General features: G+C 66.3%; 15 protein-coding genes and 4 pseudogenes. 7 read left to right on the plus strand and 12 right to left on the minus strand.

The genetic code is table 11. The annotated features are described in order from the left end of the window. Positions 1-108: 108 nt before the first annotated feature. A complete protein-coding gene (locus ACSKB8_RS15050; protein WP_438104935.1) occupies positions 109-984 on the minus strand; it encodes a dihydrodipicolinate synthase family protein in 876 nt (291 codons plus the stop codon). A gap of 63 nt (positions 985-1,047) precedes the next feature. Then, positions 1,048-2,013 (minus strand): VOC family protein, encoded by a 966-nt coding sequence (locus tag ACSKB8_RS15055; RefSeq protein ID WP_438104937.1) that lies wholly within the window; start codon positions 2,011-2,013, stop codon positions 1,048-1,050. Positions 2,014-2,212: 199 nt separating this feature from the next. On the opposite strand from ACSKB8_RS15055, the gene ACSKB8_RS15060 reads away from it, so the two are divergent. Further along, positions 2,213-3,079, plus strand: coding sequence for a S1C family serine protease (locus ACSKB8_RS15060; RefSeq protein ID WP_438104939.1), 867 nt, complete (start codon positions 2,213-2,215; stop codon positions 3,077-3,079). After that, positions 3,076-3,447, plus strand: coding sequence for a response regulator transcription factor (locus tag ACSKB8_RS15065; RefSeq protein ID WP_091881117.1), 372 nt, complete (start codon positions 3,076-3,078; stop codon positions 3,445-3,447). The genes ACSKB8_RS15060 and ACSKB8_RS15065 overlap by 4 nt, the downstream gene beginning before the upstream one ends. Positions 3,448-3,458: 11 nt before the next feature. Here ACSKB8_RS15065 and ACSKB8_RS15070 read toward each other — a convergent pair whose 3' ends face one another. The 4 genes and pseudogenes from ACSKB8_RS15070 to ACSKB8_RS15085 form a co-directional block, all read right to left on the minus strand. Next, on the minus strand, positions 3,459-4,535 hold the full coding sequence (locus tag ACSKB8_RS15070; protein WP_438104941.1) for a sensor histidine kinase: 1,077 nt from the start codon (positions 4,533-4,535) through the stop codon (positions 3,459-3,461). Then, positions 4,522-5,215, minus strand: a pseudogene (locus tag ACSKB8_RS15075) (response regulator transcription factor). The gene ACSKB8_RS15070 and the pseudogene ACSKB8_RS15075 overlap by 14 nt, the downstream one beginning before the upstream one ends. A 103-nt stretch (positions 5,216-5,318) precedes the next feature. Beyond that, positions 5,319-5,840: a hypothetical protein gene (locus ACSKB8_RS15080; RefSeq protein ID WP_438104942.1), complete on the minus strand. Its 522-nt coding sequence runs from the start codon at positions 5,838-5,840 to the stop codon at positions 5,319-5,321. Between the two features lie 321 nt (positions 5,841-6,161). Continuing rightward, positions 6,162-8,498 (minus strand): Tex family protein, encoded by a 2,337-nt coding sequence (locus ACSKB8_RS15085; protein ID WP_438104944.1) that lies wholly within the window; start codon positions 8,496-8,498, stop codon positions 6,162-6,164. A gap of 635 nt (positions 8,499-9,133) precedes the next feature. Between ACSKB8_RS15085 and ACSKB8_RS15090 the strand changes: the two genes are divergently transcribed. Next, on the plus strand, positions 9,134-10,603 hold the full coding sequence (locus ACSKB8_RS15090) for an amidase (RefSeq protein ID WP_438104945.1): 1,470 nt from the start codon (positions 9,134-9,136) through the stop codon (positions 10,601-10,603). A gap of 39 nt (positions 10,604-10,642) precedes the next feature. Here ACSKB8_RS15090 and ACSKB8_RS15095 read toward each other — a convergent pair whose 3' ends face one another. Next, positions 10,643-10,963, minus strand: a complete 321-nt coding sequence (locus ACSKB8_RS15095) for a hypothetical protein (protein WP_164934991.1) — start codon at positions 10,961-10,963, stop codon at positions 10,643-10,645. 139 nt (positions 10,964-11,102) lie between these two features. Here ACSKB8_RS15095 and ACSKB8_RS15100 point away from each other — a divergent pair, with 139 nt between their 5' ends. Together ACSKB8_RS15100 and ACSKB8_RS15105 are read left to right on the plus strand one after the other, a co-directional pair. Next, the gene (locus ACSKB8_RS15100) at positions 11,103-12,011 is read left to right on the plus strand and encodes a PaaI family thioesterase (RefSeq protein ID WP_438104947.1); all 909 of its coding nucleotides are present in this window, start codon (positions 11,103-11,105) and stop codon (positions 12,009-12,011) included. Between the two features lie 67 nt (positions 12,012-12,078). Next, positions 12,079-12,445, plus strand: a pseudogene (locus ACSKB8_RS15105) (hypothetical protein). A 207-nt stretch (positions 12,446-12,652) separates the two neighbouring features. On the opposite strand, the gene poxB reads toward ACSKB8_RS15105, so the two are convergent. The 3 genes and pseudogenes from poxB to ACSKB8_RS15120 form a co-directional block, all read right to left on the minus strand. After that, positions 12,653-14,389 (minus strand): ubiquinone-dependent pyruvate dehydrogenase, encoded by a 1,737-nt coding sequence (poxB, locus tag ACSKB8_RS15110; RefSeq protein ID WP_438104949.1) that lies wholly within the window; start codon positions 14,387-14,389, stop codon positions 12,653-12,655. Between the two features lie 107 nt (positions 14,390-14,496). Next, positions 14,497-15,130 (minus strand): annotated as a pseudogene (locus ACSKB8_RS15115) (2-dehydro-3-deoxy-6-phosphogalactonate aldolase). A 13-nt stretch (positions 15,131-15,143) separates the two neighbouring features. Further along, positions 15,144-16,058 carry a 2-dehydro-3-deoxygalactonokinase gene (locus ACSKB8_RS15120; protein ID WP_438104951.1) on the minus strand — a complete coding sequence of 305 codons (915 nt, stop codon included), beginning with the start codon at positions 16,056-16,058 and terminating at the stop codon, positions 15,144-15,146. 217 nt (positions 16,059-16,275) lie between these two features. Here ACSKB8_RS15120 and ACSKB8_RS15125 point away from each other — a divergent pair, with 217 nt between their 5' ends. Both ACSKB8_RS15125 and ACSKB8_RS15130 read left to right on the plus strand, forming a co-directional pair. Further along, positions 16,276-17,373, plus strand: coding sequence for an LLM class flavin-dependent oxidoreductase (locus ACSKB8_RS15125; protein WP_438104953.1), 1,098 nt, complete (start codon positions 16,276-16,278; stop codon positions 17,371-17,373). A 56-nt stretch (positions 17,374-17,429) separates the two neighbouring features. Further along, positions 17,430-17,984 (plus strand): flavin reductase family protein, encoded by a 555-nt coding sequence (locus tag ACSKB8_RS15130; protein ID WP_438110538.1) that lies wholly within the window; start codon positions 17,430-17,432, stop codon positions 17,982-17,984. A gap of 250 nt (positions 17,985-18,234) precedes the next feature. On the opposite strand, the gene ACSKB8_RS15135 is transcribed toward ACSKB8_RS15130, so the two are convergent. Both ACSKB8_RS15135 and ACSKB8_RS15140 read right to left on the minus strand, forming a co-directional pair. Continuing rightward, on the minus strand, positions 18,235-20,097 hold the full coding sequence (locus tag ACSKB8_RS15135) for a sigma-54-dependent Fis family transcriptional regulator (protein WP_438104954.1): 1,863 nt from the start codon (positions 20,095-20,097) through the stop codon (positions 18,235-18,237). 108 nt (positions 20,098-20,205) lie between these two features. Continuing rightward, a pseudogene (locus ACSKB8_RS15140) lies at positions 20,206-23,512 on the minus strand (carboxyl transferase domain-containing protein). Positions 23,513-23,698 lie beyond the last annotated feature (186 nt).

The following is a 23,698-nucleotide window of genomic DNA, read 5'->3' on the forward strand; positions in this document are numbered from 1 at the left end:
CTCACGCAGCAACGTCGCAAGCGGCTGGAAGTTTCCTGATCAAGGCAGATAGGGAACGGCTTTGCTTTCGGCAGGGCGGCCGAGGACATATTGCCGCGTGACAATCGGCTATGCCAACTCCCGCAACGCCGCTTCCACGATCCCCCGCTGCTCGGCCGTCAGCGCGGCCTGAGGCGGGACGGGATCGCCGACGTCGTAGCCCTGGATCGAAAGCCCCGCCTTGATGCAGGCGGCGAGATTGAAGCGGGCGAAGGCCTCGTTGATCCGCCACAGCCGGCGCTGCAGCACTATAGCCTCGTCCCAGCGGCCGGCCTTGCAGAGGTCGTAAAGCGCAACGCTCTGGCGCGGGATGATGCAGGCTGGGCCCGCCATCCAGCCGCGGCCGCCGATCAGCATCACCGCGGCCGGAATGTGGGCGGAGGCCGAGAACACGCGCAAGCCATCGCCGCAGCGGTTCATGATCGAGAGCAGCCGCCCGGTGTTGGTCGAGGCGTCCTTGATGTAGCCGATGCGCGGATGCTCGGCGAGACGTGCGATGACATCGAGGGTGAGATCGGAGCGCTGGAATTGCGGATTGGTGTAGATGACGACGGGGATGTCCACGGCATCGGCGATGGCGCGGAAATAGGATTCGACCTGCGCATCGGCGAGCGGAAAGTAGGCTTCCAAAATCGCCAGGATGCCGTCGGCACCGAGCTTCTGGTACGCTTTCGCCTGCGCCACCGCATCCGCCATCGAGGTGGAGGCGACACCCGCGACAACAGGCACGCGGCCGTTGGCCGCCTCGATCGTGGTCTGCACGATCGCCATGCGCTGAGCGGCGTTGAGATAGGCGAACTCGCCGGTCGAGCCCAGCGGCGTCAGGCCATGCACGCCGGCGTCGATCAGATCGTCGCAGAGCGTGCTGAGAACTTCGCTGCGCACCGTGCCATCGGCGTCGACGGGCGAGACGAGATAAGGAAAGACGCCGTGGAAATCGGCCATGTCGGAGTGTACCCCGGAAGCTGGTTTACGCCAGACCGGTATTACCAACGCGCGTAGCCGCGATCAAACCCTGAGAAGCCGCACCCGCGTGCCCCAGGGATCGACGGCTTCCAGGCCGCTCCCGAGCGCTGTGACCTGCGCGCCGCTCTTGCGCAGGCGCTCCTCCTGTGCGGCAAGCAGTTCCTGCTTTTCCATGACCAGCGAGAACCAGGCGAGACCCGTCGCCTGATCGTCGCGTTGGCCGGCGCCCTGGCTCTGCCAGACGTTCATGCCGAGGTGATGATGATAACGGCCGGACGACAGGAACGCGGCGCCATTGCGGCGGCGGGTCGGGTCGAGGCCGATGGTGCCGTGATAGAAGCTCTCGGCCTGCGCGAGATCGCCGACACGCAAATGCATGTGACCGATACGCATTCCGTCCGGCGCCCTGGCATAATCGGCCACGCGCGTATTGGTGAGCGACAAGAGATCGGGGATGTTGAGCTCGTCGGTCGCCATCTTCACGCTGCCCTCGCTCCATTGCCATTGCGAGGGATCGCGGTCGGCATAGACTTCGATGCCGTTGCCTTCGGGATCGTCGAGATAGACGGATTCGCTGACGAGGTGATCGGCAAAGCCCGTCAGCGGCACGCGATGCGCGGCGGCTGCTACCAACCAGCGCGCGAGATCCTTCCGTGTCGGCATCAGGAAAGCGGTGTGGTAGAGGCCGGCGGCGTTGCGCGGCTCGATGGCGGCTTCGGGCCGGGTTTCCAGCACGAGCAGCGTGATGCCGGCCGTGCCGAGACTGGCTGCGGCCGCCGAGCGCTCCATTACGGTGAGCCCGAGCACGTCACGATAGTAGTCGGCGACCTTGTCGAGGTTCTTGACCCGGAGCGTCACCATGCCGACCCGCATCGGCGTACGGCTGGCATAGGTCGGCCCGCCGCCCTGCGCACTGCCTTCGGCGCGCGCCGCGGCTGCGGCCGCCATTGCGAGCGAGGTCGCGCCGGCAAGTTGAAGCAGGGTGCGGCGGGTGAGATCGATGGTCATCGGTCAGGGCTCGCGGAAATGGTTGAGGCCGTACGGCGCAATGTCAGGCCGATTGCTACACGTTCCCGTGAGCGGCTCCCAATCACATGTTCGTCGGCCGGCGCTGCGGAGGCCTGGCCGTCCCATATGTCCTGGCCACCCGGCCAGTTTCGCAAATGGCTGTGACGTCCCAGATTGAGGACAGCTATAGGAGCCTGCCATGACCGACCCCACTCCTCTGTCTTCGTTATCGTCCGCGCTCGCGGACGTGGTGGCGCGCACCGCGCCGTCCGTCGTCTCCGTGCATTCGCATCGCTCCCGCGCGACCGGCTTTGTCTGGAAGCCTGGTCTGATCGTCACCGCCGACGAGGCGCTGGCCGACGAGGGCTCGGTCGAGATCGGCCTTCCCGACGGCAGCCGAGTGGCCGCCGCGGTCGCCGGACGCGACCACACGACCGATATAGCGCTGCTACGCATCGATGCCGCCATTGCCCCGGTCAAGCTGACCACAGCGATCCCTGCGCTAGGTACGCTGTCGATCGTCGTCGCAACCAACCGCGATACGCCGAGTGCGGCGCTCGGGATGGTATCGGCGTCGGGCAAGAGTTGGCGCAGCCTGCGCGGCGGCGACATCGATGCGCGGATCGAGCTCGACGTCGGCCTGCGCGGCAGCCAGCAGGGCGGCCTTGCGCTCGATGCATCGGGCGAAGCCTTCGGCATGGCCGTGCTCGGACCGCGGCGGGTGCTGGTGATCCCGAGTGCGACGATCGAGCGCGTCGCTCCCCAGCTCGAGGCGCGCGGCCGCATCGCGCGCGGCTATCTCGGCCTCGGGCTCCAGCCGGTGCGGCTCGACGACGGGATCGGCGCGATGGTGATGAATGTCGACAAGGCCGGGCCGTCGGCCGCGGCCGGAATCCGCCAGGGCGACGTGATCGTGGCGGTGAACGACCAGAAACTGTCCGGCGTGCGCGCGCTGTCGCGAACGCTGGGACCTTCGAGCGTCGGCACGGTGGTCGATATCGCGGCGCGCCGCGGTGGCGAGCCGGTCAGCTTCAAGGTCACGATCGGCGAGAGGCCAGAGGCGTGAGCGAGGACAACGCGCCGGAGATCGTGCTCGCCCTGGAGATCGACGACCCTGCCCTTGCCGATCGCCTCGCCAAGCTGCTCGGCAACGTCGCCGGACTTCGCCTCGCCGCGCCTGGCGAAGCCGCCGCGGCGACGGTTGTCGCCCGCGATCCGCGCATCATGCCCGGCGACATCGCGCTGACCCAGCGCGAGCTCGACGTGCTGGCGCTGATGGCCGAGGGATCCTCCAACAAGATGATCGCGCGCCAGCTTGGTATCTCCGTGCACACCGTGAAATTTCATGTCGGCTCGCTGCTCGACAAGCTGGATGCCACCGGCCGCACCGACGCGGTCGCGCATGCGGCGCGCCGCGGCGTGATCGAGCTCTGATGCCGTCCGATTCACGTCGTTGATGCCGCCTTAAAGCTGAGCCGGACGGTGAGGCCCGGCACATTGTCGTGCAGCGCGATCTCGGCGCCATGGAGGCGCGCGACCGCGGCGACGAGACTGAGGCCGAGGCCATTGCCCGGCGTATAGCGGCTCTGTTCGAGCCGGTAGAAGCGCTTGAATACGTGATCGCGCTCCCCAGTGGGAATGCCCGGACCGTCGTCGGCGATCGCGATCACCGCACAGCCATCGGCGCTGCGGCAGGTGACGGTCACTTGCCCGCCTTTGCGGCCGTGCTTGATCGCGTTGTCGACGAGATTGGCGATGGCATCGAACAAGAGGTCGCGGTCGCCGGTCACCGGCACCTCGCGGTCGCTGGCGAGGCTGAGCTTTGTAGCAACCTGCTCGGCCGCGGCATCGTAGAGCTCAACGACCTCACCGGCGATCTCGGCGAGGTCGAGCGCACGGAAAGCGCCGGTGCGGGCGCGGGTCTCGATCTCCGAGATCCGCGTGATGGAGGCGAACATGCCGAGCACGGCGTCGAGATCGGCGATGGTGTCGCCGATCAGCGCCGCGTCCGCCTCGCTGTTGCGCGGGGCGTGATAGGCCTTCTCCAGCCGGCCACGCATGCGCGTCAGGGGAGTGCGCAGATCGTGGGCGACGTTGTCGCTGACCTGCTTGACTTCGCCCATCAGCGTCTCGATGCGGTCGAGCATCTGGTTGAGGTTTTCCGCGACGCGGTCCCATTCGTCGTTGCTGCCGCGCAAGGGAATGCGCTGGTCGAGGCCGGCGAGCATGATGGCGCGGCTGGTGGCGTTGATCTGCTCGATCCGCCCGACCGTGCGCCGTGTCACCAGCACCGCCGCGAGCCCGGCGAGCACCAGAAGCAGCACGGCGACCGCGGCCATCGCGAGCTCGATCATGCCGGTGAAGCCGTCATGATCGCCGACGGTGCCGAGCCTACTCTTCACATAGGCGAGCGTGCCGAAATAGACATACGCCATGATGGCCGCGACGATCAGCCCGAACGCCGCGATCGCGATCAGCGCCAGACGGAAGGTCGAGGAGCGGAGCGTCTTAGCCAGGAGCACGGAGGCAATATCCGATGCCGCGGATGGTGTGGATCAGCGGATAGTCCTGGGCATCGTCGACCTTGCGGCGGACCCGTCCGACATAGACGTCGATGATGTTGGTGGAGGGATCGAAATGCAGGTCCCAGACGTGCTGGAGCAGCATTGCGCGGGAGACGACGCGGCCTTCGTTACGGACGAGATATTCGAGCAGTTGAAACTCGCGCGGCAGCAGCGGGATCTTGCGGCCGCGGCGGCTGGCACTGCGCGCGATCAGATCGATGGCGAGATCGCCAACCCGAATCAGCGTTTCCTTGGCAATGGTCTCGCTGCGGCGGCCGAGCGCCTCCAGCCGTGCGAGCAGCTCGACGAACGAGAACGGCTTGACGAGATAATCGTCGCCGCCGGCGCGCAGGCCACGCACGCGATCATCCACCTCGCCGAGCGCGGAGATGATCAGGAACGGCGCAGCAATGCCCTCGTCGCGCAGCTGCCGCATCACGGTGATGCCGTCGATATCGGGCAGCATGCGGTCGATGGTGATCACGGCATAATCGCGCGCGGCGCCATGGCTCAGGGCCTCGCACCCGTTAGCTGCGAGATCGACCTCGTAGCCGGAGGTCGTCAGTTCCTCGAACGAGCTGGCCTGCGGTTTCCGGATCGTCCTCGACGACCAGGATGCGGCGGTGACCTCCGGTCATGACGAACTCCGCGCGACGATCGCCACCAGACTATCCCGTCCCGGGGCTGAGCGGAACTGCCCGGTGGCGACCGCGACAATGGTGCGGTACGGCGATGCGACTATCAATAGTCTCCGCACACATTGACCCATTGCCACCCATAGGGCGTCCAGCTCCTGCGCCAGCAGCCGTCGTTGTAATAGTTGGCATAGACGAACGGCGCGCCAATGAAGGCGAAGCGGTGGAAGCGATGATGCCGGAAGAAGAAAGCATGCCGGCCAACGAAATGCCTGCCGTGCCAGCCCGTGCCGGCAAACCGCGGGCCGAAGGCGGCGCGGGTCGCGAGCGGCGCACCGGCAAAGCGCGGCCCGATCGCCGCGTGAGCGGCCATCGGGGAACCGGCGAAGCGGGCGCCACCGAAATGAGCTCCGCCCATGCCACCCACTCGCATGCCGCCGCCCATACCGCCGACATGCATGCCACCGCCCATGCCGCCGGCGTGCATGCCGCCACCACCGAAATGCCCGCCGCCAAACCCGCCGTGGCCGCCACCGCCAAAACCGCCGCGCGCGAGAGCGGGCGCCGCAGCCGCCAGCGTCGCAGCCACTGCCGCTGCGACGAGCCCTGTGAGAAGCCTGTTCTTCATCGGAAGATCCTCCTTGCAGTGCAGCGCTAGTCCCGCTGCACGAGGAGGATCAGGAGAAGCGAATGTGCTGTCCCCATCAACTTACAAATGCGCCAGATTCTGACGCGGGTGTCAGGGAGGCGGCGCTCTGTCACTCCCTCTCCCCGTTCTTACGGGGAGAGGGTGGGGTGAGGGGTGCTTCGGCAAATTCGATTTGAGTTATGAGCCGGATATCCGACGAGTCGGATGGATTCCCGTCTCGGCACCGTAGTGCCCTGCCCCTCACCCGGATCGCTGACGCGATCCGACCTCTCCCCGCAAAGGGCGGGGAGGGGTTAAGAGTCACACCCGCTTGCCGCCGCTCTTCTCGGCTGCACGCCGCAACGCCTCCGCAAGCGCGCCGCCGCCGGAGGATTCCTGCTTGCGCGGGGCCGACGAGGTCATGCGTGCGCTGTTGCGCGAATTGTTGTCGCGCTGCATGCCGGGCGCGTCCTTCTTGGCGCCGACCTCGTCATCCAGCCGCAGCGTCAGCGAGATGCGCTTGCGGGCGACCTCGAAGTCCAGCACCTTCACCTTGACGATGTCGCCGGGCTTCACCACCTCGCGCGGATCCTTGATGTAATTCTTCGACATCGCCGAGATGTGCACGAGGCCGTCCTGGTGCACGCCAATGTCGACGAAGGCGCCGAAGGCGGCGACGTTGGTCACGGTGCCCTCCAGGATCATGCCCTTCTTGAGATCCTTGATCTCCTCGACGCCTTCCTTGAACACTGCGGCCTTGAACGCCGGGCGCGGGTCGCGACCGGGCTTTTCGAGCTCGCGCAGGATGTCGGTGACGGTCGGCAGACCGAAGGTCTCGTCGACGAAATCCTTCGGCTTGAGCGTACGCACGATCTCGCTGCTGCCGATCAGCGCCTTGATGTCGCTCTTGGTCGCCGCGAGAATCCGGCGCACCACCGGATAGGCTTCCGGATGCACGCCGGAGGCGTCGAGCGGATCCTCGCCGCCGAGGATGCGCAGGAAGCCCGCGCACTGCTCGAATGCCTTCGGCCCGAGCCGCGGCACGTCCTTGAGCACCTTGCGCGACTTGAACGGGCCGTTGGCGTCGCGGTGCGCCACAATGCTTTGCGCAAGGCCTGCGCCGACGCCGGATACGCGCGCCAGCAGCGGCGCGGAGGCGGTGTTGACGTCGACGCCGACGGCATTCACGCAGTCTTCCACGACGGCATCGAGCGATTTTGCGAGCTTGGCCTGGCCGAGGTCGTGCTGATACTGGCCGACGCCGATCGCCTTGGGCTCGATCTTGACCAGCTCGGCGAGCGGATCCTGGAGCCGCCGCGCGATCGAGACCGCGCCGCGCAGGGTGACGTCGAGACCCGGCAATTCCTCCGAGGCGAAAGCCGAGGCCGAATAGACCGACGCGCCGGCTTCGGACACCACGATCTTGGTCATCTTCAGTTCGGGGAGACCCTTGACGAGGTCGGCCGCGAGCTTGTCGGTCTCGCGCGAGGCGGTGCCGTTGCCGATCGCGATCAGCTCGACGCGGTGCTTCAGCGCAAGCCTGCCAAGGGTCGCCAGCGACTCGTTCCATTGCCGCTGCGGCTCGTGCGGATAGATCGCGGTGGTGTCGACCACCTTGCCGGTGGCATCGATCACGGCGACCTTGACACCGGTGCGGTAGCCGGGATCGAGCCCCATGGTGACGCGGGTGCCGGCGGGCGCCGCCAGCAAGAGATCGCGCAGATTGGAGGCGAACACGCGCACGGCCTCGGTCTCGGCCGAGTTCCACAGCCGCATGCGCAGGTCGATGTTGAGATGGACCTGGATTTTTGTACGCCAGGCCCAGCGCACGGTGTCGATCAGCCAGCGGTCGCCGGCGCGCTTGAGATCGGCAATGCCGAACCGCTTCATGATCTTCAACTCATAGGCGCTCGGCACGCCGGGCGGCGGCGCCTCGGCCTCGGCCTGTATCTGCAGATCGAGGATCTCTTCCTTCTCGCCGCGGAACATCGCGAGGATGCGGTGCGAGGGCAGCTTCGTCAGCGGCTCGGAGAAATCGAAATAGTCGGCGAACTTCTCGCCCTCGGTCTTCTTGCCGTCGCGCACCTTGGAGGCCATGCGTGCATTGGTCCACATCTCCTCGCGCAGAGCGCCGATCAGGTCGGCGTCCTCGTCGAAACGCTCGACCAGGATGGCGCGGGCGCCGTCGAGAGCGGCTGCGGCATCGGCAACGCCCTTCTCGGCGTTGATGAAGGCCTCGGCCACGACCTTGGGATCGTTGCCAGGCTCCGCCATCAGCTGATTGGCGAGCGGCTCGAGGCCGGCTTCCTTGGCGATCTCGGCCTTGGTGCGGCGCTTCGGCTTGAACGGCAGATAGATGTCTTCGAGGCGTGCCTTGCTGTCGGCGGCGAGAATGCTGGCTTCGAGAGCCGCGTCGAGCTTGCCCTGCTCGCGGACCAATTCGAGGATGGCCTTGCGGCGGTCTTCGAGCTCACGCAGGTAAACCAGGCGCTCCTCCAGGGTGCGCAATTGCGCGTCGTCGAGCGCACCGGTCGCTTCCTTGCGGTAGCGGGCGATGAAGGGAACCGTGGCGCCGCCGTCGAGCAGCGTCACCGCCGCCTCGACCTGCTCGGCGCGAACCCCAAGCTCCTGCGCAATCTTCTGGTAGATATTTGCCACGCGAGAATCCCTCTATCCAAGCACGCGACGCAGCGGCGAACCACCGGCCACGGGACGCCGCTTATGGACCAGCCGGGGTTGATTCATCAAGGTGTGGCGGATGGCCGTCGACAGAGGATTTTTTGTTGAACCGATGCGATCTCGCCACAATCGTGGGGAGGACGACGTGTTCGTGCTGTGCTCTCGTGTCCCGGACGCGCTGCAGCGCGCAAGCGATGCGGCGCTGCGTCCGGGGCACGAGAGCGGAGTGCGGCGCCCGCTCTCTCCACGCCGTCATTGCGAGGAGCTCGCGACAAAATTGCAGAGCAATTTTGCGCTGATGCGACGAAGCAATCCAGAATCCGACCGCGGGAGACTTTGGATTGCTTCGCGGAGCCTGTCATCGGGCCGCGCTTCGCGCGGACCCGGTGGCTCGCAATGACGGAGCGAGGGACATGCTCCATCGAGCCCGCGGGCTACGGTGTCCGGCGGCGGGCCGGTTGCAGCGATCGCGCGACTGTCGGATTGATACAGCCGGCAGCTCTGCGTCCCCGACCTCTCCGCCCCACGCAACCCTGCCCCTCGCGCCAGCTCGGTTGATTCACGCGGTTCCTTGCGAAAGGAAGGTGACGCCGCATCAAGGGGATTTTGACTACATGACTTTGCCGATGAGCTGGAATGAATGGGCGCAGCACGACGGCGTGGCGCTGGCCGCCCGCGTCCGCAACGGCGAGCTGACGGCGAAGGAACTGGCGCGGCAGGCCGCCGCCGGCGTCGCCAAGGTCAATCCGGCGCTGTCGGGCGTGGTCGAGCTGTTCGATGACGTGATCGCCGATCCCGCCAAGGACGGGGCCAACCTCTCCGGCCCGTTCGCAGGCCTGCCCTTCCTGATGAAGGATCTGGGACCGACCATGAAGGGCCGGCTGCAGGAGATGGGCTCGCTCCTGATGCGCGGCAATCGCGCGGCCGCCGATACCTTCCTGACCGGCAAATTCCGCCATGCTGGCCTCAACCTGATCGGACGCACCACGACGCCGGAATTCGGCGTGTGCAGCTCGGCCGACAATCCCGCCGTCTATGTCACGCGCAATCCCTGGAATACCGACTACACCACCTGCGGCTCGTCGGCCGGCAGTGCCGCGATGGTCGCGGCCGGCGTGGTGCCGATCGCGCATGCAACCGATGGCGGCGGTTCGATCCGCATTCCCGCCGGCGTCAACGGCAATATCGGGCTAAAGGTCTCGCGCGGCGTGTTCTCGCTCGCCCCGCACATGTCCGATCTCACCGGCCTTGTCTCGATCCAGGGCTGCCAGTCGCGCTCGGTGCGCGACACCGCTGCCTTCGTCGATCACGCAAGGGGACCGGCGCCCGGCGAGTTCATGCCGTTCTGGACCACGGCGCAGCCCTATTGCGAGATGATCAAGCGCGATCCCGGCAAGCTCCGGATCGCGCTGTCGCACACCTGGGGCGACTACACTGCGACGCCGCACATCGCAGCTGAGCTGGAGAAGACCGGCCGCTTCCTCGAAGGCCTCGGCCATCACGTCGATTACGCCCTGCCCGAACTCGACTTCCGCGGCGCGTTCGCGGCGCAGACCACCTGCTACATCTCCAACTTTGCGGTGGTGATCTCCAACATGCTCGCCGCGCGCGGGCTAACGACGCCGCCGGAAGACCTGATCGAGCCCATGAACATCCGCATCTGGGAAGCCGGCCGGCACACGAGCTTTGCCGAGCGCGCGAAGATGCAAGGCGTGTTCAACACGACCTCGCGCGGCTTCGGCGCCTTCTTCGAGCAGTGGGACGTGATCCTGACGCCGGTCACCGCGCTGCCGACGCCGAAGGTCGGCACCAAGGAATATCTCACGATCTCCGATAATCCCGATGTGCTCGACTGGTTCGGCAATCTCTGGCGCAATTTCGCCTTCACGCCGCTCGCCAATCTCTGCGGCATGCCGGCGATCTCGCTGCCGATGGCGACCCACGAGCACGGCCTGCCGCTCGGCATCCAGGCGATCGCGAAGCAGGCCAATGACGGCCTCTTGCTGCAACTCGCCGCCCAGATCGAGCGCGCGCTCGACGGCAAGTGGAACGGCGGCAAGAAGCCGAAGGTGCATGTGGGCTGAGAAGCTGCGATTGCGCTGACAGGCGATCGCGCTTCGGCCTCAATTCTTCACCGCGGGGATCTCTTCCGTCGGTGGCTGCTGCTGGCCCTGCTTGTACATCGCCAGCGCCTTGTCCAGCGCTTCGCGCAGCGCCAGCGCGGCGGCCACGCTGCAACGCAAGTGCGCGGTCTGGACCACGTCGACCCTGACGGCGGCGCCGACCGGCATCAGGAGGTTCGCGGCGAGCTCGATCTGGATCGCACCGTTGTGGTGACCGAAGCAGGAGGCGCCGTCGAAATAGATGATCGGCGCCCGCTCCGAGCTGGAGGTCGAAATGGTGACGGGCCCCTGGGCGGTCGAGGGCGTTTCGGGGTCGGTCATGGGCGCTCCTTACGGCTAGTCGAACGAAGCACCCACCATCGTCGCTTCGGCCCGCCCTGTCGAGGCCAAACCGCCCGAGGCAGACCGGCGGCGCCTATTCGGGGTTTTGCGGCGCCCGGCGCTGGTCTAGAACGTCATCATGTCCACTCTACCGACCACACTCCCCTTCGAGGAACTCGCCGAGGCCATCCAGGGCCGGCGCTCCGACTACGGCCATATCAGCGGGCTCCAGCTCGACCGCTTCGCACCCGGCGAAGCCTGGTCCAGCCTGCCCTACCGTCCCGTCTTCGTCGGCGACACCGAGACCGGCGTGTTGCACGGTGGCGTCGTCACCGCGATGCTGGACGAGAGCTGCGGCATGGCGGTGCAGCTCGCGCTCGACGGTACGCGCGCGATCGCGACGCTCGACCTGCGTATCGACTATCAGAAGCCGGCGACGCCCGGCCTCGACATCAAGGCGCATTCGGTCTGCTATCGCACCACGCGCTCGATCGCCTTTGTTCGCTCTACCGCCTATCAGGAGTCCGAGGACGATCCGGTCGCGACCGCGACGGCCTGCTTCATGATCGGCGCCAACCGCACCAACATGCTCGCCGACCGCAGGATGGATGCGCGCAGCATCCCGACGCTGGAGGCGCCGGAGGATCCGGATGGCCCGTTCGCGAATAGCCCGTTCGCGCGCTGCCTCGGCATTCGCGTCAACGACGACGGCACGCTGACGATGCCGTTCTCGCCGAAGATCATCGGCAATCCGATCCTGCCCGCGATCCATGGCGGCATGACCGGCGCTTTCCTGGAGACCACCGCGATCGTCGGGGTGGCGCGCGAGCTCGGCACCGCCGCGCCACCCAAACCGATCGGCCTCACCGTCAACTATCTGCGCTCCGGCCGTGCGCTCGACACCTTTGCCAACGTCTCGATCGTGAAGCAGGGCCGGCGCATCGTCGCCTTCGAGGCGCGGGCCTGGCAGGACGATGCGAACAAGCCGATCGCCACGGCCTTCGGTCATTTCATGTTGCGGCCGACGCCTGGAAGTGACGAGGAATAGGCGTATTTTACTTGACGGGCGGGGCGCAGGACACAACGATAGCGCGTTCCCGGCGAGAGGTATTGATTTGCGGCACCCGCTCGACATCGTCGCCATGTTCGCCGCACTCTGGCTGCTGGCCTCGATGGTGCTCGAACGCGCTGACGCCGAAGGAGCTGACGGCGGTGATGATCGCCATTGCGATCGGGCCCGCCATCGTCGTCACCGCCGTGTTCTACTACCTGCGCTGCCCGCGTACGGATTTTGCGGTGATGTTCGCGGCGCTCTGGCTGATCTCGGACATCGCGATTGCCTTCATCTCGCCGAAGGAGCTGCCGCATTTCCTGATCATGCTCGGCTTCGTGCCGGCGCTGCTGATCGGCATCGTGCTGCACTGGCAGCGCTTCCAGCGCCGCCACGAGCGGATGCCCGCGCCCTCGATGAAGCGGGGCTAGCGCGATTCCCACCTCTCCCCGACGGGGAGAGGTCGGATTGCGCCTGGCGATGCGGAGCGTCAGTGCAATCCGGGTGAGGGGCCGCAGCAAACGATGAGACTGTAGCCCCTCACCCGGATCGCATCTTTCGATGCGATCCGACCTCTCCCTTCGGGAGAGGTGAACCGCGTTCGTGGCTCGCATTTGCTTACCCAACTTCGCCGCACTTCAGCGCGGCAGCAGGTTCGTCTTCGCGAGGTCGAGCACTTCGTCGCCGCGGCCGTTCATCACGGCGCGCAGCACCCAGAGGCTGAAACCCTTGATCTGCTCCGGCGTGATGGTCGGCGGCATCGACAGCTCCTGCTTGGCGGTGACGACGTCGAGCAGCGCCGGCCCGTTATGGGCCAGAACCTCCTTCATCGCGCCCGGGAGTTCGCCCGGATCCTCGACGCGCTTCGCAAAGACGCCCATCGCACGCGCCATCGCGGCGAAATCGGGATTCTCCAGATCGACATTGGTGTCGACGAAGCCCGCGGCCTTCATCTCCAGCGCGACGAAGCCGAGCACGCCGTTGTTGAACACGATCACCTTCACCGGCAGCTTCATCTGCGTCAGCGTGATCAGGTCGCCCATCAGCATGGTGAAGCCGCCGTCGCCCGACAGCGAGATCACCTGGCGGCCGGGCTGTGCAGCCTGCGCGCCGATCGCCTGCGGCATGGCGTTGGCCATCGAGCCGTGCACGAAGGAGCCGATCAGACGGCGGCGGCCGTTCATGTCGAGATAGCGCGCGGCCCACACCGTAGGCGTGCCGACATCGGCGGTGAACACGGCGTCGTCGGTCGCATGGTCGCTGTTGACTTTTGCAAGATACTGCGGATGGATCGGCTTGCTGCCGGGTGTGCCCTTCGCAAGCGAGTCCAGCCCTTCGCGGGCCTTCTTGTAGTGCGCGATAGCATCGTCGAGATGCTTGCGCTGCGTTTTGGTCTTGAGCAGCGGCAGCAGCGCCTCGATCGTGAGCTTGACGTCGCCGACGAGGCCAAGATCGATCTTGCAGCGCCGTCCCAGATTTTCCGGCCTGATGTCGATCTGCGCGATCTGACAGTCGGTCGGAAAGAACTGCTTGTAGGGGAAATCTGTGCCGAGCATCACCAGCGCGTTGCAGGCGTGCATCGCCGCATAGCCCGAGGAGAAGCCGATGAAGCCGGTCATGCCGACGTCGTAGGGGTTGTCGTGTTCGACATGCTCCTTGCCGCCGAGCGCATGCACGATCGGGCTCTTCAGGGTCTCCGCAAGCTGCATCAGCGGCGCGTGCGCGCCGGCGCAGCCGCGGCCGCAGAACAGCGTGATGCGCTCGGCGCCGTTCAGGAGATCCGCGAGCGCCTTCAACTCATCGGCCTGCGGCATGACCTTCGGCGCTGCCAGCGCGAGCCCGCGCGTCGTCGACAGCGCGCGCTTCGGCGGGCTGCGGAAAGCGACATCGCCGGGCATGGCGACGACGGCGACACCGCGCAGGCCCACCGCGGCACGGATTGCATTCTCCAGCACGTAAGGAAGCTGGCTCGGGTCGGAGACCAGCTCGCAATAATGGCTGCACTCGCGGAACAGGTTTTGCGGATGCGTTTCCTGGAAATAGCCGCCGCCGATCTCGGCTGACGGGATCTGCGCCGCGATTGCGAGCACAGGAACGCGGCTGCGATGCGCGTCGAACAGGCCGTTGATCAGATGCAGATTGCCCGGGCCGCAGGAGCCGGCACACACCGCAAGGCTTCCCGTCATCTCGGCTTCGCCGGCGGCGGCGAACGCCGCGACCTCTTCGTGCCGGACATGGATCCACTCGATGGCGCCGCGACGGCGCAGCGCCTCGGTAAATGCGTTCAGGCTGTCGCCGACGATGCCGTAGATGCGCTTGACGCCGGCCTGTTCGAGCGTTGCCACGAACAGATCGGCCACGTTGTTGATCGCCATGTCGGTCTCCTGCTTCAGCCAATCACATGCACACGATGCGCAGGCATCGATTGCGATGCCGTGAGGCACAATAAGCTATGACACGATCACCGCGTATCTGTTCCGGCTCACTCTTTCACAATCGCCCGATCGTAGGCTGTGATCGTCGCCTTCGCGCGCGCCGCGACATCGGCGGCCGACATGCCGGGCTTGTAGAGGCTGGAGCCGAGCCCGAACGCCGTCACGCCGCCCTTGATGTACTCGGCAAAATTCTGATCGGAGACACCGCCGACGGCGGCGATCATCACGCCGGCCCGCAGCACGGCGCGGATCGCCGCAATGCCGGACGCGCCGAGCACGCTCGCCGGAAAGAACTTCAGGCTCGAGGCGCCGGAGCGCGCCGCCAGCAGTGCCTCGGTCGGCGAGAACACGCCCGGCATCGTCACCATGCCTTGCTGGTGCGCGCGCGCCAGCACCGCGGTATCGACATTCGGCGAAACCATGAGCTTGCCGCCGACGTCGTTGAGACGATCGACATCCTGGAGCCGTCAGCACCGTGCCGGCGCCGATCAGCACGCCGGCCGGCGCAAGCTTCACGGCGGTGCCGATCGAGCGGAACGGATCGGGCGAGTTCAGCGGGATCTCGATCGCGGTCATGCCGGCCTCGATCAGCACGCTGACGATCGCCTCGGCTTCCTCTGGCTTGACGCCGCGCAGGATCGCGACCAGCGGACGCTTCATCGGCGGAAAGGGAACGCTCATCTCAAGAGTCCTTCTATTTCGTCCAGATCGCCGCAGCCGCCATCGACAAACCGCGGCGGACGGCTTCATCGGCATCGATCGGCTGCACGGTGACCGACAGTGCGTCGAAAGCCAGCCGGTATAGCGTTGCAAGGCGACCCGATGCGAGCAACATGACGCCTGCTTTCGGTAGGGTACCGGAGAGCCCTGCCGCCAGCTCGACGCCAATCAACGTGCCCGACAGCGCTTCGCGCGCTGCGGCCGGCGTGCCGCCGAACAAGAGCTGCCGCGACCGCGCGGTGAACAGAAGATTGGCGGCGAAGGCCGGCGTCTTGAACGCTGCAATTACTGCCGCCCTGAAGCTTGCGACATCCTCGGCGTCATCGGCGCCGGCGACCGCGAGCGACAGGATGGTCTCGCGCGAGACGACACTGAAGAGCTCGCCGGTCATGAACGTCGAAAAGTGCTCGACAATGCCATCCTTCACGCGGACCCATTTCGAATGCGTGCCGGGCATGCAGACCAGGGCCTCGCCGGCGGCATCGAGGCCGAGCGCACCGAGCAATTGCGTCTCCTCGCCGCGCATGACGTCCGGCGCGTTTGCATCGCGCTGCGCGATGCCCGGCAGGATGCGGATATCGCGTGCCTCGCCCGGCACAAGCGCGGCCTGTTTCAAGATGGCAGCAAGTGGCGCCGGCGTGTCGACATAGCCAGCCTCGACCCAGCCCGTTTTGGCGCCGGCCATGCCGCAGACGAGAACCGGCAGATGATCCGGAGCTTCAACCGCCGCAAGATGCGAATGCAGTACGGCGGGAAAACCGGTCTTGGCCGCAGCCAGCATGCCCTCGCCGCTGCGGCGTTCCGCCAGCACCTGGCCGGCACGATCGATCAGCCAGAGCCGGAAGCTGCTGGTGCCCCAGTCCACCGCGGCATAGGCGGGTTCGGTCATCTCAATTCTCGTCCTCGTCTCACGGCCAAGACGCCGTCTCGCGACAATGAGACAGCGCCTTGCAAATCCGTCTCGGGATATCGGCTATTGCCGCCGTAAACCAGCCTTTTCTCGCAGGTCTGCGGCGCCGCCCGTGCTGGCACACCGCTTGCTGAAGCGTCCCCACTCACGTCCGTGAACCGCGCAACAAGACGCGTCAACATCAGATGAGGAAACCATGGAGATCGGTTATTTCACGATGCCTTCGCATCCGCCGGAGTGCGGCCTGAAGGAAGGGAACGACTGGGACTTGCAGGTCATGCGCTGGCTCGACGAGCTCGGCTATCAGGAAGCCTGGGTCGGCGAGCACCACACCGCGCCCTGGGAACCCAACCCCACGCCGGACCTCCTGATTGCGCAGGCGCTGATGCAGACCAAGAAGCTTCGCATCGGACCCGGCGGCTTCCTCTTGCCCTATCACCACCCGGCCGAGCTCGCCAACCGCGTCGCGATGCTGGACCATCTCTCCGAGGGCCGGCTCAATTTCGGCGTCGCGGCGAGCGGGCTGCCGAGCGACTGGGCGATGTTCAACGTCGACGGCATGAGCGGGCAGAACCGCGACATGACTCGCGAAGCGCTGGAGATCATCCTGAAGCTGTGGACTGAACCTGCGCCCTTCACCCATAAGGGCAAGTTCTGGACGGTGACCAAGCCGGGCACGATGTTCGACTTCCTCAAGCCCCACATCAAGCCGCTGCAGGCGCCGCATCCGCCGATCGGCGTCGCCGGGCTCTCCAAGAATTCGGACACATTGAAGCTCGCCGGCGAGCGCGGCTTCATTCCGATGAGCCTCAACCTCAATCCGGCTTATGTTGGCAGCCACTGGGACTCCGTGGAGATCGGCGCCGCCAAGACCGGACGCAAACCAAACCGGCAGGACTGGCGGCTGGTGCGCGAGGTGTTCGTCGCCGACACCGATGAAGAGGCGTGGAGGCTCTCGACCGGCGACATGATGGGCCGGATGATGCACGAGTACTTTCTGCCGCTGCTTGGCCATTTCGGCTTCAAGGACTATCTCAAGCACGCGCCCGACGTGCCCGATAGCGACGTCACGGTCGAATATTGCGCCAAGCGGAACTGGATCGTCGGCTCGCCCGCGACTGTCGCCGAAAAAATCGAGAAGATCTACGACGAGGTCGGCGGCTTCGGCGTGCTCCTGGTGTTCGGCTTCGACTACAAGCACAAGGCGGAAGCCTGGCACCACTCGCTGTCGCTGCTGAAGAACGAGGTGATGCCGCGCCTGGCGCATCTCGGCTCCGCGAAGAAGGCAGCTTGACCCACAGCGGGTGCGGCGCGATCGTGCCGCACCTGCATCATTTCGGAGATTTCCGCGTGACGGTCGACGCCAAGGATTTCAAGCAGGCGATGCGCCATTGCGCCGGCGCGGTCGCGCTGGTGACGGTTGGCGCCGAGCACGGCAAGCGCACCGGACTGACCGTGACCTCGGCCTGCTCGCTCTCCGACAATCCGCCCTCGCTGATCGTCTGCGTCAACCGCAACGCCAGCGCGCATGGGCGCATCCGCGAGGAAGGCGCCTTTGCGATCAACTTCCTGCACGAGGATCACGCCCTGCTGGCGCTGACTTTCAGCGGCCAGAAAGGCGTCAACGGCGACGACCGCTTCGCATTCGGACAATGGACGCGCGGCACCACCGGCGCGCCGGTGCTGACGGACGCGGTCGCGGCATTCGATTGCGTGCTGGCGCAGGAGTTCGAGACCAAGACGCATTCGATCTTCGTCGGCGAAGTACGCGGCGTGTCGCATGCGGCGACGGCCACGCCGCTGGTGTACTTGCGCAGCAGTTTTCATACACCCCACGAAATCCGCGAGACAGTTACAGTCGGCGACCTCGATTCGCGGCATCTGAGCTGGACGGATTTTTCGTAAGGGCGCTGCCCTCTTCCCTTCTCCCCTTGTGGGAGAAGGTGGCATAGGCGGCCTTCGGCCGCCGTCCTTGAGAACGCCGATGCTCCCCATCGGCTATGGCGCCGGATGAGGGGTATCTATCCGCGTATTGAAACGAGAATTGGACTCGCGGAGAGAGACCCCTCACCCGTCTCGCCGCTGCGCGGCGAGCCACCCTCTCCCACAAGGGGAGGGGGGAAGAAAGAGCGCCGCTTCGCAAACTGTTAGCTGCCTACTGCGCAGTCTCGATCTTCAGCTGCTTGATCTTGCGATACAGCGTGGCGCGGCTGAGTTTCAATGCGCGTGCTGCTTCCGAGACGCGGCCGCCGTGCTTGCGCAACGCGTCGACGATCGTGGCGCGCTCGGCCGCTTCGAGATTCGGCTCCGTCCTTCCGAACGGCGGCAAATCGAGATCGGCATCGGTGATGACACCGTCTTCCGCCGTGCAGCCGGCGAGTCGCAGCACATGGCGGAGTTGGCGCATGTTGCCGGGGAACGGATAGGCCACGAGATGTGACCAGGCTTCCTCCGCGAGGCGGCAGTTCGGCGCCTCCTCGCGCGCGATCTGGCGGATGACATCGTCGCGGTCGGCGCGCTCGCGCAAGGCCGGTAATCGCACCTCCATGCCGCGCAGGCGGAAATAGAGATCGGCGCGGAAGCCTCCCTCCTCGGCCATGCGGCCGAGATCGCGATGGGTGGCGCTGATCAGGCGGATGTCGACGGCCACAGGCTTGAGCGCACCGAGTGGCCAGACCTCGCGGTTTTCCAGCACGCGCAGCAGGCGGGTCTGGAGCGCGACCGGCATGTCGCCGATCTCGTCAAGGAACAGCGTGCCGCCATCGGCCTGCACGATCAGGCCCTTCGAGCCCTCGCGCCGCGCGCCGGTGAAGGCCCCGGCCTCGTACCCGAACAGCTCGGCGTCGATCAGGCTTTCCGGCATCGCCGCGCAGTTCAGCGCGACATAATTGTTGCGCGCGCGGCTGCTCGCGGCGTGAATGGCGCGCGCGAACACGTCCTTGCCGACGCCGGTCTCGCCATGCAGCAGCACCGGCAGATTGTGGTCGCCGATGCGCCTCAGCCGTTTCACGCTTCTGATCAGTCCGGGGTCGCCACCGGCAAGCCGGTGCAACATGACGAAGCGATCGACCGGGCCATCGCCGCGCGGTGCAAGCGGGCGCGTCGACCTTGCGCGCAGCGGTGGCGCGACATGGCCCCGGCCCACGGCACCGCCGTCGGCACGGCGCGGCTCAACAACATCATCCGCGCCACGCACGCCCTGACGGTCGACCTCGATGTAGCGCGACAGATCGATGCCGGATGCGATCGTGCCATCGGTGAGGCCGAGCAGGGCGCGCGCCGAACGGCAGGCGCCGACGACGCGCCGGTCCTCGTCATAGGCGAGCAGGCCGTTGCCGCCGTCACCTCCCGGCACGTGCGCGATCCAGGCGTCACGAAAGTGATCGCGGAAGATCGCGCCTTCGATGCGGCGCGTCGCCTCCATCGTGACTGCGAGTGCAAGCTGATGCGCGGTGCGGCTGAGATCGCCGCGGCACGAGGTGATGTTCACTGCACCCGCGATGCGGCCGGTGGAATTGAACAGCGGCGCCACCGCACAGGAGAAGATGCCCCATTGCTCGCGAAAATGTTCGTCGCGATGCACCAGGATCGGCTTCTCCTCCGCAAGCGCGGTGCCGAGCCCATTGGTCCCCTCGAAGCTTTCCGAGAAATTCGAGCCGGTATAGACCCCCCAGTGCAGGAAGATGTCGGCATCGGCGGCGCCCGGCAGCCAGCTGAGCAGAGCTGTTGCGCTGGGGTCTGCCAGATTGACGCAATAGCCGGCCTCGCGCAGGACCCGCGCGAGATTTTCGAGCTCCGGCGTCGCGAGCCTGATCAGCTGCTCCATCGGTTCGGCGGCATGCCGGATTTCGGCTTCGGTCAACGTCTGGGGCGGCCCGCGGCGGGCCGGATCGAGCTTGTGATTGACCAGGCAGCGCCGCCAGGAATTGGCAATCCGCGAAGAGGCATCGACGTCGGCCACGTGATTGGCGACGGACAAGACACGGGCGACATGGTTCGAGGCCGAAAGGCTGGCCATCGCGGACGTCTCCACCCTGTATTATTGTGCAAAGTCTGGCACCGCAGGCGGGGATGTCAATCGGGAACCGGGAACGCACGCGGCGCAGTCAAAATTGCTGCACCGCCCTCACCACGTATCGATGCACGGCCGCTTCTTCGCCGTCCGCGCCGGCGGCTTCGGCACCGACCGCAGGCCCGCCATGATCCAGCGCCGCGTCTCGGCGGGGTCGATGACGTTGTCGATCTCGAACACCGAAGCGATCGACACCGCCTTGCCGTTGGCGTAGAGCTCGGCGACCTTGTTGCGGTAGTAGGTCTCGCGCTCCTCGGGATCGGCGATCGCCTCCATCTCCTTGCGGAAGCCGAGGCGGACATAGCCCTCCAGCCCCATGCCACCGAACTCGCCGGTCGGCCAGGCCGCGGTGAAGAACGAGGCGTGGAAGCCGCCGCCGATCATCGACTGCGCGCCGAGGCCATAACCCTTGCGCAGCACGATGCCGAACAGCGGCACGGTGAGGCTGGCGCCGGTCACGAACATGCGCGAGACGTGGCGCACGATCGCGGTCTTCTCCGCTTCCGGCCCGACCATGAATCCAGGCGTGTCGCAGAGCGAGACGATAGGCAGATCGAAGGCGTCGCAGAGCTGAAGGAAGCGCGCGGCCTTGTCGCCGGCATCGGCATCGATGGCCCCGCCGAGATGGCGCGGATTGTTGGCGATCAGGCCGAACGGCTTGCCTTCGATGCGGATCAGCACGGTGATCATGCCGACGCCGTAGTCGCGGCGCAGCTCCAGCACGGAGTCCTTGTCGGCGACGAGGTCGATCACGCTGCGGATGTCGTAGACGCGAAGACGGTTCTCGGGAATGGCGCGGCGGAGCAGGCGCTGGTCGGCGGCCTGCCACTCCGTCACCGCGCCCTGGAAATAAGACAGGTATTTCTGGGCGACGGCCGTCGCCTCCTCCTCGTCCTCGACGAGGATGTCGATGACGCCGTTCGGGGACTGGAACGAGACCGGGCCGACCTCGGCAGGATGATAGACGCCGAGCCCGCCGCCCTCGATCATGGCGGGGCCGCCCATGCCGATCGAGGCGTTCTTGGTGGCAATGATCACATCGCAGCAGCCGAGCATCGCGGCATTGCCGGCGAAGCAATAGCCGGAGACGACGCCGACCACGGGCACGAGGCCGGACAGCCTTGCGAACTGCACGAAGGACGGGCCGTCCAGCCCGGTCATGCCGAGCCGGTCGGTGTCGCCGGGGCGACCGCCGCCGCCCTCGGCGTAGAACACCAGCGGCACACGCCAGTCTTCCGCCAGCGTCAGCATGCGGTCGATCTTCTTGTGGTTCATGTGGCCCTGCGTGCCCGCGAGCACGGTGTAGTCGTAGGCCACAACGATGCAGCGCGCGCTCTCGGGATCGAACTTTTCGGCGTTGACGGTCGCAACGCCCATGACGAGGCCGTCGGCCGGCGTGTTCTTGATGAGGTCGTCGAGCTTGCGCCGGCGGCGCTGCGCCGCGATCGCGAGGCTGCCGTACTCCATGAACGAGCCGAGCATCGACGAGCTGGGCGACGTTCTCGCGCGCGGTGCGCTGGTTGGTGTTGCGGCGGCGCTCGACCGAGGCCGGCCGGTTCGCATCGAGCGTGTTGGCCTGGCGGGCGATCAGTTCGGCAAGATCGGGACGGATGTGATCGAGATCGACATCGGCTTCCGCCGCCGCGCTATCAGCCGCGACGTCGAGCGGCTCCAGGTACAGGATCGGCTCGCCATGCAGCAGCGTGACGCCGTCGCCGGCAACGAGCTTCATGACCCGGCCGCCCTGCTCGGCCATGACCAGGTGCTCCATCTTCATGGACTCGATCACGGCGAGCTGCTGGCCGGGGCGGACGATCTCGCCTTCCTTCACCTGGATAGTGACGATGGTTCCTTGCAAGGGCGCCGCGACCATCACCGCGCCTTCGGGTACGGCTTGCGCGACATGCGCCTCGGTGCCGTGAGCGCTGCTTCGCTCGGTCGCAGCAAAGTAGAGCGGCTTGGCGGCGCCATCGGCCGCTTCCACGAGCTTTGCGATGTTGCGATCGATGAAATCGGTCGCGATGCGGTTGGTCCTGAAATCGGGATGCACCAGCACGGCCTGAAGGAAGGCGATGTTGGTGACGACGCCGTCGATCCGGAACTCGCGCAGGACGCGCGAGGCTTTTGCGACCACGTCGTGCCAGGCCGCGCTCGGCGTGTGCACAATGACCTTGGCCAGCAGCGAGTCGAACGCCGCGCTGGTCTTATAGCCGGCATAGCCAAAGCTATCGACGCGAACGCCGGGTCCTGACGGCGGCTCGAACACGGCGAGCACACCACCGGTCGGATGCGTCGCCCCCGTTTCGTCGAGCGTCTCCATGTTGACGCGCACCTGCATCGCATGGCCGCGCGGCTTCGGAATATCCCCTTGCGCAAAGCCGATCGACGCGAGCGTCGCACCTGCGGCGACCGCGAGCTGGGCGCGAACAAGGTCGAGGCCGAGCACCGCTTCGGTCACGGTGTGCTCGACCTGAAGCCGCGGATCGGCCTCGATGAAGGCAAAACTGTCGTCGGCGCTGCCATCGACCAGGAACTCGAACGTGCCGAGATTGTCGTAAGAGGCGGCCGCGGCGAGTTGCTTCGCCGCCTCGATGATGCGGCCACGCAAGGGATCGCTCAGCGAGGGGCTCGGGGCCACCTCGACCAGCTTCTGGTGCCGACGCTGGATGGTGCATTCGCGCTCCCAGAGGTGGGAGATCACGCCGTGGCGGTCGCCGATGATCTGCACCTCGATGTGGCGCGCCTGCCGGATCAGCCGCTCGGCGTAGACGCCGTCGAAGCCGAATGCCGCCTTCGCCTCCGACTGGCAGCGCGCATAGGCTTCCGCGAGATCGGCGGCATCCTCCACGACACGCATGCCGCGACCGCCACCGCCGGCCATCGCCTTGATCACGATCGCCGCCTTGCCGCCGAGCGAGGTGAAGAACGCCGTGATCTCCTCCAGCGAGGATGGCCCGCTGGTGCCCGCGATGATCGGCACACCGCAGCGTTTTGCCAGTTGCCGTGCCGCAACCTTGTCGCCGAACAGCTCGAGCGCCGCGGGCTTCGGCCCGACGAAAGCGATGCCTGCGTCAGCGCAGGCTTTTGCGAACGCGGCGTTCTCGCTGAGAAAGCCGTAGCCGGGATGCACGGCATCGCAACCGGCGGCTTTCGCCGCCTTCACCACCGCATCGATGTCGAGATAGGCCCGCGCACCGCGGCCGGGAATTTCGACCGCCTCGTCGGCAACTCGCACATGCAGCGACAGCGCATCGTCGGCGGGATGGATCGCAACCGTTGCGATGCCGGCATCGGCCGCGGCGCGCGTGATGCGGATGGCGATCTCGCCGCGGTTGGCGATCAGGAGCTTCTTGAACGACATGCAACGCTCTCCATGCCCGCGAGGCCAGGCGCGGGTCGGCAGGTTCGATGATCCTGCTTCTTCACTTTAACCGCAGCCGTCAAGAGCGAGAAGACCGGTCACGATGACCGCTCCCGCAGGCCGGAATTTCGATCCGCAGCACGCGCCGTGACGAGGCGAATAATCCACGTCACGGCAGACAGATCG

It is taken from the genome of Bradyrhizobium sp. BR 1432, assembly GCF_051547705.1.
Taxonomy (GTDB): domain Bacteria; phylum Pseudomonadota; class Alphaproteobacteria; order Rhizobiales; family Xanthobacteraceae; genus Bradyrhizobium; species Bradyrhizobium zhanjiangense.